12 protein-coding genes and 5 pseudogenes are annotated in these 14,331 nt (G+C 55.6%); 10 read left to right on the top strand and 7 right to left on the bottom strand.

Annotated elements, in window-relative coordinates:
* The first annotated feature begins 427 nt into the window (after window positions 1-427).
* Together purH and purD are read left to right on the top strand one after the other, a co-directional pair.
* Window positions 428-2,017, top strand: coding sequence for a bifunctional phosphoribosylaminoimidazolecarboxamide formyltransferase/IMP cyclohydrolase (gene purH / locus ACMZI0_RS03075; RefSeq protein ID WP_415671907.1), 1,590 nt, complete (start codon window positions 428-430; stop codon window positions 2,015-2,017).
* A 17-nt stretch (window positions 2,018-2,034) separates the two neighbouring features.
* Window positions 2,035-3,324, top strand: coding sequence for a phosphoribosylamine--glycine ligase (gene purD, locus ACMZI0_RS03070; RefSeq protein ID WP_415671906.1), 1,290 nt, complete (start codon window positions 2,035-2,037; stop codon window positions 3,322-3,324).
* A gap of 73 nt (window positions 3,325-3,397) precedes the next feature.
* Here purD and ACMZI0_RS03065 read toward each other — a convergent pair whose 3' ends face one another.
* From ACMZI0_RS03065 to nudC, 6 genes are all read right to left on the bottom strand, one after another.
* On the bottom strand, window positions 3,398-4,072 hold the full coding sequence (locus tag ACMZI0_RS03065; RefSeq protein ID WP_415671905.1) for a DUF1481 domain-containing protein: 675 nt from the start codon (window positions 4,070-4,072) through the stop codon (window positions 3,398-3,400).
* A gap of 45 nt (window positions 4,073-4,117) precedes the next feature.
* Complete coding sequence (hupA, locus tag ACMZI0_RS03060) at window positions 4,118-4,390, bottom strand: nucleoid-associated protein HU-alpha (RefSeq protein WP_415671904.1); 273 nt, start codon at window positions 4,388-4,390, stop codon at window positions 4,118-4,120.
* 193 nt (window positions 4,391-4,583) lie between these two features.
* Window positions 4,584-5,174 (bottom strand): YjaG family protein, encoded by a 591-nt coding sequence (locus ACMZI0_RS03055; RefSeq protein ID WP_415671903.1) that lies wholly within the window; start codon window positions 5,172-5,174, stop codon window positions 4,584-4,586.
* Window positions 5,175-5,269: 95 nt separating this feature from the next.
* A complete protein-coding gene (gene nfi, locus ACMZI0_RS03050; protein ID WP_415671902.1) occupies window positions 5,270-5,944 on the bottom strand; it encodes a deoxyribonuclease V in 675 nt (224 codons plus the stop codon).
* A gap of 41 nt (window positions 5,945-5,985) precedes the next feature.
* Entirely contained in the window at window positions 5,986-7,050 is a 1,065-nt protein-coding gene (gene hemE, locus ACMZI0_RS03045; protein ID WP_415671901.1) for a uroporphyrinogen decarboxylase, read from the bottom strand.
* 81 nt (window positions 7,051-7,131) lie between these two features.
* Complete coding sequence (nudC, locus tag ACMZI0_RS03040) at window positions 7,132-7,905, bottom strand: NAD(+) diphosphatase (protein WP_415671900.1); 774 nt, start codon at window positions 7,903-7,905, stop codon at window positions 7,132-7,134.
* Window positions 7,906-8,013: 108 nt separating this feature from the next.
* On the opposite strand from nudC, the pseudogene ACMZI0_RS03035 reads away from it, so the two are divergent.
* The 7 genes and pseudogenes from ACMZI0_RS03035 to thiH form a co-directional block, all read left to right on the top strand.
* Window positions 8,014-8,301 (top strand): annotated as a pseudogene (locus ACMZI0_RS03035) (Rsd/AlgQ family anti-sigma factor); the annotation flags it as partial.
* Window positions 8,302-8,334: 33 nt separating this feature from the next.
* Window positions 8,335-9,923 (top strand): annotated as a pseudogene (gene thiC / locus ACMZI0_RS03030) (phosphomethylpyrimidine synthase ThiC); the annotation flags it as partial.
* On the top strand, window positions 9,920-10,564 hold the full coding sequence (thiE, locus tag ACMZI0_RS03025) for a thiamine phosphate synthase (protein ID WP_415671899.1): 645 nt from the start codon (window positions 9,920-9,922) through the stop codon (window positions 10,562-10,564). The pseudogene thiC and the gene thiE, both read left to right, overlap by 4 nt.
* Window positions 10,557-11,338 (top strand): annotated as a pseudogene (locus tag ACMZI0_RS03020) (HesA/MoeB/ThiF family protein). Before thiE ends, ACMZI0_RS03020 begins: the two are co-directional and overlap by 8 nt.
* Window positions 11,335-11,535, top strand: a complete 201-nt coding sequence (gene thiS / locus ACMZI0_RS03015; RefSeq protein WP_415671898.1) for a sulfur carrier protein ThiS — start codon at window positions 11,335-11,337, stop codon at window positions 11,533-11,535. Before ACMZI0_RS03020 ends, thiS begins: the two are co-directional and overlap by 4 nt.
* Window position 11,536: 1 nt before the next feature.
* The gene (locus ACMZI0_RS03010; RefSeq protein ID WP_415671897.1) at window positions 11,537-12,322 is read left to right on the top strand and encodes a thiazole synthase; all 786 of its coding nucleotides are present in this window, start codon (window positions 11,537-11,539) and stop codon (window positions 12,320-12,322) included.
* Window positions 12,319-13,468, top strand: a pseudogene (gene thiH / locus ACMZI0_RS03005) (2-iminoacetate synthase ThiH). The gene ACMZI0_RS03010 and the pseudogene thiH overlap by 4 nt, the downstream one beginning before the upstream one ends.
* 195 nt (window positions 13,469-13,663) lie before the next feature.
* Here thiH and ACMZI0_RS03000 read toward each other — a convergent pair.
* A pseudogene (locus tag ACMZI0_RS03000) lies at window positions 13,664-14,124 on the bottom strand (GntR family transcriptional regulator); the annotation flags it as partial.
* A 13-nt stretch (window positions 14,125-14,137) separates the two neighbouring features.
* On the opposite strand from ACMZI0_RS03000, the gene ACMZI0_RS02995 reads away from it, so the two are divergent.
* A complete protein-coding gene (locus ACMZI0_RS02995) occupies window positions 14,138-14,326 on the top strand; it encodes a DUF1127 domain-containing protein (RefSeq protein WP_415671896.1) in 189 nt (62 codons plus the stop codon).
* Window positions 14,327-14,331 lie beyond the last annotated feature (5 nt).

Here is a 14,331-nt window from a genome sequence, read left to right as displayed (position 1 = left end):
AGCGTTGCCACATCTACCGTAGCGCGGGCTGCGTAATCTACGCTTTTCCGCTAGAAAGTCAACATCTTTCGTTCAACTTTCTAACTGACCTCGCAACCGCGAATCGCTGTTGCCGTGTCAGTGGAGGCGCAGTATAGGGATTTCCGCGCAGCCTGCAATAGGTATTTTGAATAAAATTGACTGTTTGCTGAATTCCACAGCAAAACCCCGCTTTATACCCACTTTTGCACAATGTTATCCACAAATGAGATTCTCCCTAAAATTAGACGAGCATCACGCAAACGTTTTCGCTACAATTCTCCCGCGCAAAATTACCGCACAAGAACAGAATAGGAATGCGGTTTTATCCAGGCAAAGGATAAAAACAGCAAAACTTCATTCATATACTGTTCTTTTATGACTATCCAAAGCCAAGGGATACATCACCATGTCACAACCTCGTCCTATCCGCCGCGCTTTACTCAGCGTTTCTGACAAAGCCAGTATTGTCGAATTTGCTCAGGCGCTTTCTCAACGTGGCGTGGAGCTGCTTTCCACCGGTGGAACTGCCCGCCTGTTGGCTGATGCGGGCTTACCCGTCACTGAAGTCTCTGACTATACGGGCTTCCCAGAGATGATGGATGGGCGCGTAAAAACCCTTCACCCGAAAGTACACGGCGGGATCCTGGGACGTCGCGGCACGGATGACGCAATCATGGCAGAATATGACATCAGCCCCATCGATATGGTGGTGGTAAACCTGTATCCCTTCGCCCAAACGGTGGCTCGCCCCGATTGCTCGCTGGCTGACGCCGTCGAAAATATCGATATTGGCGGCCCAACCATGGTGCGTTCCGCCGCCAAGAACCATAAAGATGTGGCCATCGTAGTAAAAAGCAGCGACTACACTGACATCATCAATGAGATGGATGCCAATGAGCGTTCTCTGACGCTGGAAATCCGCTTCAATCTGGCGATTAAAGCCTTTGAACATACCGCGGCCTACGACAGCATGATCGCCAACTACTTTGGCACCATGGTACCTCCTTACCACGGCGAGACAGATAAGCCAGCTGGCCACTTCCCGCGTACGCTGAACCTGAACTTCATCAAGAAGCAGGACATGCGTTACGGCGAGAACAGCCATCAGCAAGCCGCCTTTTATGTAGAAGAGACGCTGAAAGAGGCATCTGTCGCTACGGCGGAACAGTTGCAGGGCAAAGCGCTTTCTTACAACAACATTGCTGACACCGATGCAGCGCTGGAGTGCGTAAAAGAGTTTGCCGAACCGGCCTGCGTTATCGTGAAACACGCCAACCCGTGTGGTGTAGCTATTGGTAATTCGATTCTGGCGGCCTACGAGCGCGCATACAAAACCGACCCAACATCTGCTTTTGGCGGCATCATCGCGTTCAACCGCGAACTGGACGAAACCACCGCACAAGCGATCATTAGTCGCCAGTTTGTTGAAGTGATCATCGCGCCGTCAGCCAGTGCAGCCGCATTGAAAGTGACAGCAGCAAAACAGAACGTGCGCGTCCTCACTTGCGGCCAGTGGCAGCAACGCGTTTCCGGGCTGGATTTCAAACGCGTCAATGGCGGCCTACTGGTGCAGGATCGCGATCTGGGCATGGTCGATACCGGACAATTGCGCGTAGTCACGGAGCGCCAACCGACAGAAACCGAGCTGCGTGATGCGCTGTTCTGCTGGAAAGTCGCGAAGTTCATCAAATCCAATGCCATCGTATATGCCCGTGATAATATGACTATCGGCATTGGTGCAGGACAAATGAGCCGCGTCTATTCCGCAAAGATTGCGGGTATTAAAGCGGGTGACGAAGGATTGGAAGTCAAAGGCTCCGTGATGGCTTCTGATGCATTCTTCCCGTTCCGTGACGGTATCGATGCCGCAGTAGCAGTTGGCATTACCTGTGTGATTCAGCCGGGGGGTTCCATTCGTGATGACGAAGTTATCACCGCCGCCAACGAACACGGCATTGCCATGATCTTCACCGACATGCGCCATTTCCGCCACTAATTCAGGATATGACACAGATGAACATTTTAATCATTGGTAATGGCGGGCGCGAACACGCGCTGGCGTGGAAAGCCGCCCAGTCGCCGCTGGCAGACAATGTGTATGTCGCGCCCGGTAATGCGGGCACAGCGCGCGAGCCTGCGCTGCAAAACGTGGCGATCTCCGCCACTGACATTCCAGCACTGGTTGCCTTTGCACAAGAAAAACAGATTGGTTTGGCGATCGTCGGTCCAGAAGCACCGCTGGTGATTGGTGTGGTTGACGCTTTCCGTGCTGCTGGTCTGACGATTTTCGGCCCCACTCAGGCCGTAGCGCAGTTGGAAGGCTCCAAGGCTTTTACCAAAGATTTCCTGGCACGTCAGCAGATCCCGACCGCGTTCTACCAGAATTTCACCGAGGTTGAGCCTGCGCTGGCCTATGTACGCAAGCATGGCGCGCCTATCGTGATCAAGGCTGATGGCCTGGCGGCGGGTAAGGGCGTTATTGTTGCCATGACGCTGGAAGAAGCGGAAAACGCGGTTCAGGATATGCTGGCAGGCAATGCCTTTGGCGATGCTGGACACCGTATCGTGATCGAAGAGTTTCTAGAAGGGGAAGAGTCCAGCTTTATCGTCATGGTTGACGGCGATAATGTGTTGCCGATGGCCACCAGCCAGGATCACAAACGCGTGGGTGACAAAGACACCGGCCCGAACACCGGTGGTATGGGCGCATACTCTCCCGCACCGGTGGTGACCGATGAGATCCACCAGCGCGTAATGGATCAGGTGATTTGGCCGACAGTGCGAGGCATGAAGGCTGAAGGAAATACCTATACCGGTTTCCTGTATGCCGGGTTGATGATCGATGACGCGGGCCAGCCTAAGGTGATCGAATTCAACTGCCGTTTTGGCGATCCGGAAACGCAACCGATCATGATGCGCCTGCGCTCCGATCTGGTGGAGATGTGTCTGGCGGCCTGTGAAGGTAAACTGGATCAAACGACGTCCGTCTGGGATGAGCGCCCGGCGTTAGGCGTGGTGATCGCGGCAGGCGGTTACCCCGGTGACTACGCTTCCGGCGATGTCATCAGCGGCTTACCGCAGGAAGCAGCGGAAGACAGTAAGGTGTTCCAGGCTGGCACGGCGCTGCGTGGCGATGACGTGGTAACCAGCGGCGGGCGCGTACTGTGCGTGACCGCATTGGGTAGCACCGTTGCGCTTGCGCAGCAGAAAGCGTATGAGGTTGCCAAAGATATCCGCTGGAATGGCAGTTTCTACCGCAATGATATCGGCTACCGCGCCATCGCGCGTGAGCAGAAGCAATAAGCACGGCAAAGACTAAAAAGCCGGAGTTATCCGGCTTTTTGTTTAATATGTCATAGGTTGTTAGACGTCTTCACTACTCGCTGGCAAACGGCTTCCACTGACACAAATCTTCCTCAGCCAGCAGCAGTTGCGTTCCCGCAGGGGCATCTAACCACGCCACGCGCTGCGTGACTTCAGGACGATGCTGCCGCTGTTCCGCTATCCATCTCAGCGAGAGCAGATCAAAATCAGGGCTGACGTTTTGCCCATCACAGGTCAGTACACGATTGCCCTGTAGCTGCCCCTGACGCAGTCTCACGCTGCCGGTGCGTAACACCTCGCTGAGTTCCAGCACCCGCTTGGCATCAAACTGAAACAGCGCAATCTCGTCTTCAGAAATGCTTTCCCGTCGATCGTCGAGTTGCCGTTGCATAAAGCTCACCGTCCCGTCGTCAGTAAAACGAAGATGAAGACTTTCCGGATGGGTGCCGCGATAAGTACGCTTTATTCCACGCAGATGGTCCTGAACAAACAGGTAGCGTGTTTCCCCCCCGTGGCGATCGGGCCACAGGTTATCATCCTGCAAGGCATTGGAAAGCGTCACCAACTGAGTGCTGTGCTGCTGGCTGTCATCTTTACGCCACACGCGCACCACTGCACGATCGCCCACGTAGCCCGTGGCGAACGTCGTTGGCGGTGTCGAATGGCTGGAGCAAGCTGTTATCAGTCCGGCGATAACCACCATGCCCAGCCTGCGCCACAAAAGCAAAGGGGCGTTGGCGCCCCTTTGCTTGAATCCTTCACTGGGATTCGCTTATTTAACAGCGTCTTTCAATGCTTTGCCCGCAACAAATGCCGGGACGTTCGCCGCAGCGATTTTGATTTCTTTACCCGTTTGCGGGTTGCGGCCAGTGCGCTCGTTACGATGGTTCACTTTAAACGTACCAAAACCCACTAATTGTACTGCATCGCCTGCTTTCAGAGACTCAGTTACCGCGGCCAGAGTGGCTTCCAACGCTGTTTTAGCCCGAGCCTTGGACAGGTCAGCTTTGTCTGCAATCACATCAATCAGTTGAGTCTTATTCATAAGTTATCCTTACAGTGTGTTTATCGCTTGCTTAGCATCGAGTGCGACGGATATGCTCAAAAGCACTCTCCTGCATACACGCACACCGACAGCCACTTTTTTTACGCCCCCCAAATGTAGACTAGACCAGACAGGGGGCGGATGTGAAGCCCTTCAACTTGTCATTTAGGGCCTTAAATCACGTTTTATCGCCTTATTGGCCTAAATTTATGCCAATCTTGCTGCTCCCCGCTTCCCGCAGGTCGGCGCGCAGCCCTTTAATCAATTCCAAATCATGCTCTTCACACGCTGCCAGTAACCGGAAAATTTCCCACTGAATATCCCATTCTTCTTCAATCGCGGGCAGTGCGTAAAGTTCTTCATCCGTCATTTCACGGCCGGCTTGCGTCATTTCCAGCATCGCCACCGTGCGAATAGAGGTTTCACTAATCGCAATCACATGCTCAAGCGTCGCTCCGCTCAGTTGCGAATGAATCAGTTCACCCAATGCTATGCATGCGTCAATGGCCGGATAGACACCGTATAAATCGTAGTCATCGGCGGAAGGAATGGCGTCTTCCCATTTCTCCAACTGGCTGTCGAAATTGACCTTGGCCTCTTTCACCACCAGCACTTCCCACACCAGATCGAGGATGCGACGATACAGTTGCGCATCACCAAACTCCGTCTGGCGGCAGAATTCATAATAGTTCGGATACATCCGCTCGCAAAGGCAAGCCATAAAAGTCAAGTGCTGCCAGCTTTCAAGTTTCTCCAGCCGCAGGTGAATCGGGTTACGTAACATCGTCGACGCTCTTTATTTTTAATGGCAGGCAGTGTACCTGAAATTTTTGCCTTGCCCTATTCCTGAATTCTTAAACTTACCGCATCCCACCTGTGTTACTGAGGATTTTCACGCAGCCAGCGTTGAAATGCAGGCCGTTGTGAGGCAACGGCGTCCGCCCAGCGCGTGGGCTCTGGCAAACGATAGCCACGCTGGCAGCGTTTTACCCACGTCAGGGCGCTGTTCAGGCTCACCCGATGGCCGGTTGAGATAAACAGCGGATTACAACGCGCCTTGCTGCGCCATACCCAGCCAATCTGCTCGTCGTGATCCATCAGTGCACTTTGACTGCCGGGTGCATCGGAAAGCGGAGCAATCTGACCGCACAGGCGCTTTTTAGCAACACCAATGGTCGGAACATCCACCAACAGACCAAAATGGCTGGCGACGCCCAAACGCCTGGGGTGCGAAATACCGTGACCATCAACGAACAGCAGATCAGGCTTCTGCACCAGCCGTTCCCAAGCCGCCAACAGGCCAGGGCACTCACGAAAAGAGAGCAACCCCGGCACGTAGGGCATTACCGTCGGGATACGGGCAATCTGGTACTCAACCAGCTGAAGTGAAGGGTAGTGCAATATCGCGATCGCCGCACGCGTCACCGTTCCCTCTTGTTCGAACCCGACATCAGCCCCGCCGATAAACGTCGGCTCGACAAAGGGCAGACTGTCAACACGCACGATGTCCTGCGCCCGCCGTTTCTGCTCCGCCTTCAATGCTTGCGTATCCATAAGCCTACTCCTTAAGGCAGGTTCAATCCTGATAGTGGGGATTATTGGTGGAACGGACGTGACAGTCGGTGTACCGCATCAACAAACGCACCGGCATGTTCCGGTGGCACATCCTGATGAATCCCGTGACCCAAATTGAATACGTGGCCATTCCCCTGGCCGAACGCAGTCAAAATCGTATCGACTTCTTGTTCGATACGCTTGGGTGAGGCATACAGCATTGAAGGGTCCATATTGCCTTGCAGCGCCACTTTATCCCCTACCCGCGCGCGCGCCTTACCGATATCCGTGGTCCAGTCCAGCCCCAGCGCATCGCACCCTGTCGCGGCCATCGCTTCCAGCCACTGGCCGCCGCCTTTGGTAAACAGCGTTACCGGCACGCGCCGCCCATCATGCTCACGCAGTAATCCATCCACGATCTTGTGCATATAGTGCAGCGAAAACTCACGATAATCGCGACCGCTTAACACTCCGCCCCAGGTATCAAAAATCATCACCGATTGAGCACCTGCCTTGATCTGCGCATTCAGGTAGAGAATCACGCTGTCGGCCAGCTTATCCAGCAGCAGGTGGAGGGTCTGCGGTTCGGCAAACAGCATTTTCTTGATAACCGTAAACGCCTTACTGCTGCCGCCGTCCACCATATAGGTTGCCAGCGTCCAGGGGCTGCCGGAAAAACCAATCAATGGCACCGCGCCTGCCAGTTCGCGGCGAATGGTGCGAACCGCATCCATGACATAACCCAGCTCCTGTTCAGGATCAGGAACGGGCAAGCGCGCCACATCAGCAGTCGTTCGAACCGGATGCGCAAAGCGCGGCCCTTCGCCGGTTTCAAAATAGAGCCCTAATCCCATGGCATCCGGCACGGTGAGAATATCGGAAAACAGGATGGCTGCATCCAGCGCATAGCGCCGAAGCGGTTGCAGCGTGACTTCGCAAGCCAGCTCTGGATTTTTGCATAGCGACATAAAATCGCCCGCCTGTGCGCGCGTCTCTTTGTACTCCGGCAGATAACGCCCAGCCTGGCGCATCATCCACACTGGCGTCACGTCAACGGGCTGGCGCAGTAACGCGCGCAGATAGCGATCATTTTTCAGGTCTGGCATGCGGTGTCCTTTTGTCATCCTGAGAGAGGGTCAAAACGCGATAACGAAACGATTGGCGCGCAGTGTAACACGCCTGTAGCGCTATTCCTGCTCATCGCGGCACAGTACCACGGTGTCCTCAATCAAACGCCGTGCGACCGTCCCCGGCGGAGGGAGAATCGGCAGTTGGTCGTAGCGGAACCAGCCCGCATCCCTGAGTTCTTTCGGGTCGTGGCGCAGTTCGCCGTCGGCATACTCTGCCATGAACGCCATCATCAGTGAATGCGGGAACGGCCACGGCTGTGAGCTGATGTAGCGCAGGTTTTTAATACGAATGTTGCTCTCTTCCATCACTTCACGGGCGACCGCTTGCTCGAGAGTTTCGCCCACTTCCACAAACCCCGCCAGCACGGTATACATATTGCCGCGATGACGTTGATGTTGTGCCAGCAAGATCTCCTCACCACGCCGGATCGCCACGATCACGCACGGGGCGATTTGCGGGTAGTACCGCTCTTTACACTGCGGGCACAGGCAGGCCAGCTCTGTTTTGCTATGGGCCATTTTCTGCCCGCAATAGCCGCAAAACTGATGCGAACGATAGAATTCGGCCAGTTGCACACCGCGCCCAGCCAGTTGAAACAGCGCCACATCTTCATCCAGCAGTTGGCGAACCGAATCCATCTGCGACGTTTTCTGGTGACTAACCAGCCACACCGGCTCCCCTTGCCATTCCCCTATCTGGCGTCCGACAATGCCTTCCAATCCACACTGTGACGCCGTGCCATGCGGGAGTTTCCCTTCGGGCAGCCACACCTGACTCTCATGGCTGACTACCCACCACCCACATTCATCACCTTTTAATGTTTGTTCCATATCTTTTCTATTGCTCCACAGACACTTCACTGGCATTTTAACTGTCAGGGATATGGCAGAATTTCATCGCTACCGATTGTTCTTTCTTATCAATGCACGGAGTCAACAATGTTAAACCAATTACAAAGTCTGACTGAGTACGTTGGTGGCAATAATGCGTTAATCGACCAATGGCTACAAGCGCGTAAGCAACTTCTGGTTGCCTATTACCATCTGGTCGACATTAAGCCAAACAAAGATAAACACACCCCGCTCGATGAGCAGGCTTTGGATGATTTTTGCCACAACCTTGTGGACTATCTTTCCGCCCGCCATTTCCACGTTTATGAGCGCATCTTGCAGGAGGCAGTAGCGCTGAGCGATCAAAAACTGGCGCAAACCCATCGACTGGCGCTTGCTTTGCAAGCTAACACGCGGTTCATTATGGATTTCTACGACAGTAGTTTGGCGGATGCCGGGCTTGATCACCTACGCTTTGAACAACTGCCGCAACCCAAACGCGCGCAACCCGGCAAGTGCGTCACGCAATTACACTACGCAAGTCAGGGCGTCATCACACCGGAAATGGAGTTTATCGCCATCCGCGAAAACATGGGGCGCGAGCGCATTCGCAGTGAAGTTCTGCGCCACCAGCACCCCGGACAGAGCTTTGGCGCGATTCTGCCGGACAACATCACGCCGGAATTTGTGCGTCAGGAAGTCGCCGCTGGCCGTGCCATCATCCCGTCCAACATCAATCACCCTGAATCTGAACCGATGATTATCGGACGCAATTTTCTGGTGAAAGTGAACGCTAACATCGGCAATTCGGCGGTCACCTCCTCTATCGAGGAAGAGGTTGAAAAACTGGTCTGGTCCACGCTGTGGGGGCGGATACGGTGATGGATCTCTCCACCGGACGCTATATTCACGAAACCCGTGAATGGATCCTGCGCAACAGCCCGGTTCCGATTGGCACCGTTCCCATTTACCAGGCGCTGGAGAAGGTCAACGGCGTGGCGGAAAACCTCACCTGGGAAATGTTCCGTGACACGCTGCTTGAGCAGGCGGAGCAAGGCGTTGATTACTTCACCATTCACGCGGGTGTGCTGCTGCGCTATGTGCCAATGACCGCACAGCGCCTGACCGGCATTGTATCGCGCGGCGGATCCATCATGGCGAAGTGGTGCCTGTCGCACCACCGGGAGAATTTCCTCTACGTCCACTTCCGTGAAATCTGTGAGATTTGCGCTGCCTACGACGTTGCCCTGTCGCTGGGCGATGGCTTACGCCCCGGCTCCATTCAGGATGCCAACGATCAGGCGCAGTTTGCCGAGCTACATACGCTGGGCGAACTGACCAAAATCGCCTGGGAGTATGACGTGCAGGTGATGATTGAAGGGCCGGGGCATGTGCCGATGCAAATGATTCGCCGCAACATGACCGAAGAGCTGGGGCACTGCCATGAAGCGCCGTTCTATACGCTGGGGCCGCTGACCACCGATATCGCACCCGGTTATGACCACTTTACCTCCGGTATCGGGGCCGCGATGATTGGCTGGTTCGGTTGCGCCATGTTCTGCTACGTCACGCCTAAAGAACACCTCGGGCTGCCAAACAAAGAGGATGTGAAGCAGGGGCTTATCACCTACAAGATCGCCGCGCATGCCGCCGATCTGGCGAAAGGGCATCCCGGTGCGCAGATCCGCGATAACGCCATGTCCAAAGCGCGCTTTGAGTTTCGTTGGAAAGACCAGTTCAACCTGGCGCTCGATCCGACAACCGCTCGCGCTTATCACGATGAAACCCTGCCGCAAGAGTCCGGCAAAGTCGCACATTTCTGCTCGATGTGCGGACCAAAATTCTGTTCGATGAAAATCTCGCAGGAAGTGCGCGAGTACGCGGCGAAAAATCCCTCCCCCGCCGTGGAAGCGCAGCCGATTGAAGTCGGCATGGCAGAGATGTCGGCCCAGTTCCGTGCACGCGGCAGCGAGCTCTACCACAGTGCCACGGCGCTGCACGGGGAGGAAACCAAATGAATCCGTCATTTCCCGCGACCGCGCCACAGCTCAGGCCTTACCCCGTGGTGGACAGCGTAGTCTGGATTGAGCGTCTGCTCGGCGCTGGCGTAAAAACCATCCAGTTACGCATTAAGGATAAAACCGCAGAGCAAGCCGAGGCCGCCATCATGCAAGCCATCGCGCTCGGGCAGGATTATCAGGCTCGCTTGTTTATTAACGACTTCTGGCAACTGGCGGTCAAACATCGGGCGTATGGCGTGCATCTGGGCCAGGAAGATCTGGATACCGCCGATTTGGATGCGATCCGCCATGCCGGGCTACGCTTGGGTATTTCAACCCACGATGACGTGGAACTGGCACGCGCCGTGGCGCTCAAGCCTTCTTATATCGCCCTCGGGCATATCTTTCCTACGCAAACCAAAGAGATGCCCTCTGCGCCGCAAGGCGTAAGCGAACTCAAACGCCACATCGACGCACTGCAAGGGCGTTTCCCCACCGTGGCCATCGGCGGCATCAGCATTGAGCGCGTGCCAAGCGTGCTGGCAACCGGCGTCGGCAGCATCGCGGTGGTGAGCGCGATAACGCAGGCCGCCGACTGGCGTCAGGCGACCGCCACCCTGCTCAGTCTGATTGAAAAGCAGGAGGCATCCGATGCGTAACGATCATGCACCTACCGATCATGCACTTACGGATCAAGAGTTCTTGCGCTACAGCCGTCAATTACTGCTGGAAGACATTGGCCCTGAAGGACAAGAGAAGCTAAAAAAATCCCGCGTGCTGCTGGTCGGCATGGGCGGGCTAGGCGCGCCCGCCGCACTCTATCTCGCCGCCGCAGGCGTCGGTGCCTTAACGATCGCCGATGACGACAAGCTGCATATATCCAATCTGCAACGGCAGATCCTCTACCGTACGCAGGATATTTCTCGCCCCAAGGTCACGCTCGCCAAGCAGCAACTCTTGGCGCTCAACCCGTTAACCGAGGTGATAACGCTCACCGAGCATCTGGCTGGAGAGACATTACGCAATGCCGTGCAACAGGCCGATCTGGTGCTGGATTGCAGCGACAACATGGCCACACGTCACGTAGTAAACGCCGCCTGCATTCAGCAGCAAAAGCCATTGGTCAGCGGCAGTGCGATTGGTTTTAGCGGGCAGTTGTTGGTGCTAACGCCCCCTACCCGCCCGGCTGTTACGCCTGCCTCTATCCGGAGGCGACAGAACCACAGCGTAACTGCCGCACCGCCGGTGTACTTGTCCCGGTGGTGGGGGTAATAGGCACGCTTCAGGCGTTGGAAGCCATCAAGCTACTGGCGGGGCTGCCTTCCGCGCTCAGCGGTAAGCTGCGCCTGTTTGATAGTAAACAACAGAGCTGGCAAACCTTTCAGTTAAGCCGCTCTGCGCGCTGCCCTGTCTGTAAGGATATAGCAGCATGAACATCACGCTGAACGACATGCCCATGGAGTGCGATGAGGCCATCACGGTGGAAACTCTGCTGGCTGGGCTGGATCGCTTACAACCCGGCACGGCGCTGGCGATAAACCAGACCATTGTGCCGCGTGACGAATGGGCGACACGGTCCGTTTGCTCAGGCGACGATATTCTTCTTTTTCAGGCTATCGCAGGGGGTTGATATGTTGCGGATTGCCGATACCACCTTTTCTTCCCGGTTATTAACCGGAACGGGCAAATTTGCCCATGCCGAACTGATGCACGCCGCTTTGCAGGCATCGGGTTCTCAGTTGGTCACGCTGGCAATGAAGCGCGTTGAACTGAAAACCGGTAATGACGCCATTTTCGCGCCGCTCAAGCAGCTTGGCGTGAAACTGCTGCCCAACACCTCAGGGGCTAAAACCGCAGATGAGGCGGTGTTCGCCGCGCGACTGGCGCGCGAAGCGCTGGGCACGCACTGGCTCAAGTTGGAAATTCACCCTGATGCCAAATACCTGTTGCCCGATCCGATTGAAACCCTGCGCGCCGCTGAACGCCTGGTCAAAGAGGGCTTTGTGGTATTGCCCTACTGCGGCGCAGACCCGGTGCTGTGCAAACGGCTGGAAGAGGCGGGCTGCGCCGCCGTGATGCCATTGGGCGCGCCAATCGGCTCCAATCAGGGGCTGCAAACACGCGATTTCCTGTGCATCATTATCGAGCAGGCAACGATACCCGTCGTGGTTGACGCGGGTATTGGTGCCCCCAGCCATGCCACAGAGGCGCTGGAGCTGGGGGCCGATGCGGTGCTGGTCAACACAGCCATTGCCGTGGCGCGGGATCCGGTGCAGATGGCTCATGCGTTTCGTCTGGCGGTAGAAGCGGGAGAACTGGCACGGCAAGCGGGATTAGGCCAACGCCAGCACGTGGCAAGCGCCACCAGCCCGCTGACCGGCTTTCTTCATCAAAGAGTGCCGGAGGCTCAATCATGAAGCGTGCTTTTCGTACCCTCTGGGAGCAGCTCGATTGGGATGCGATAACGCTCGATATCAACAGCAAAACTGCGCGCGATGTCGAACAAGCACTCACTGCGACCACGCTCTCCCGCGACAATATGATGGCGCTGCTTTCCCCGGCAGCGCTGCACTATCTGGAGCCGTTAGCCGAGCGGGCTCAGCAGTTTACCCGACAACGCTTTGGCAATACTGTGGGCTTTTATGTCCCGCTCTACCTGTCGAACCTGTGCGCCAATGACTGCACCTACTGTGGTTTCTCCATGAGCAACCACATCAAGCGCAAGACCCTAAACCAAGAGGAAATCCCGCGCGAAATCGCCGCCATCAAAGCGCTTGGATTTGACAACCTGCTGCTGGTAACGGGGGAGCATCAACGTAAAGTCGGCATGGATTACTTTCGCGACATGTTTCCCCTGATTCGGCCATATTTCAGCGCGCTGATGATGGAAGTGCAGTCGATGGCACAAGAGGATTACGCGGAGCTGAACACACTGGGGCTGGACGGCGTAATGGTCTATCAGGAAACCTATCACCCTGTGACGTATCAGCAGCATCACTTGCGCGGTAACAAGCAGGATTTCCATTGGCGACTGGATACGCCGGATCGTTTGGGCAGCGCCGGGATCGACAAGATCGGACTCGGTGCATTGATCGGCTTATCACACAGTTGGCGCGCCGATTGCTATATGGTGGCAGAACATCTGCTGTATTTGCAGCAAACCTACTGGCAGAGCCGTTACTCCATCTCCTTTCCGCGTCTGCGCCCCTGTGCGGGCGGTATCACGCCCGCGTCGATAATGGACGAAGCGCAGTTGCTCCAGGTGATTTGCGCATTCCGACTGCTGGCTCCCGAGGTGGAGTTGTCGCTATCGACCCGAGAATCGCCCTATTTTCGCGATAACGTGGTCCCCATTGCCATCAACAGCGTCAGCGCATTTTCCAAAACGCAGCCAGGGGGCTATGCAGACGATCATCCCGAGCTGGAGCAATTTGCTCCCCATGATAATCGTCGCCCGGAAGCCGTCGCACAGGCGATCGCGCAGGCGGGGTTACAACCCGGTATGGAAAGACTGGGACGGCTATTTGGGAAGGCAGTCGCATCATCGACATGATGCGAGCTAAACGGCCTAACGCAACCGTTATCTGGTGATAAAACGAACAGGTCGTGCACCGTCCGTTTATCTTTTGCTACGTAAAGTGAGCCTGTTGACGACATCGATTCGCCAACCGAAACCGGATTTGTCCCATTCGGTTTCGCCCCCTATGCCGATACAGGGTGGTGCTATCGCCCTGTATCGGTCCTTCTCCGGCACACGCTTAGTGCCCACCCATAGCATCTTCATGGAGCAGTTGCTCTGCGTGCTCCCCAATAACGCGCAGCACCTGCTGCATCTCATCGGTTAACGGCAGACCGTAGTGCACGCGCATACAGTTGCGGTATTTACCGGACGCAGAGAACAACGAGCCGGAAGCAATCTGGATACTGGACTGGCGCAGCAGGCTGTTCAGTCGCAACGTATCAAACGTTTCGGGAAACTCAATCCACATCAGAAATGCGCCTTGCGGCCGACTAACGCAAATTCCGCAGGGGAAATAGCGCCACACCCAGCAGGTGAACACATCGAGATTACTTTTGTATAGGCGCGCATACGGCGCACGTGCGGCTGATAGTGGCCCTGACGAATAAATTCAGCCACGGCCAACTGGACACGCAACCCAGGAGCCAAACTTTTGGAAAATGAACTGCACAGCAACACTCTGCCATCGTTATCAAAGGAGGAGGAGAGCGCAATGAGCCAGTGGAGAAGCGGTTGTAAAGCAGCGATAACGCACAGTATTGATATCACTATCCGCACCCCGATTAAGTGGTGGCGTAACTGGCGGAAACGCCGTACCACACTGCGCGAACTGCGCCGGCTCAACGACGCTCAGCTAAAAGACATTGGCCTCACTTCTCACTATGTCGATCGCTTTCGCTAAACAGA

Source organism: Symbiopectobacterium sp. (assembly GCF_047692315.1).
Taxonomy (GTDB): domain Bacteria; phylum Pseudomonadota; class Gammaproteobacteria; order Enterobacterales; family Enterobacteriaceae; genus Symbiopectobacterium.
Note: the sequence above shows the minus strand (reverse complement) of the source record. Positions and strands in the feature narration are given on the sequence as shown.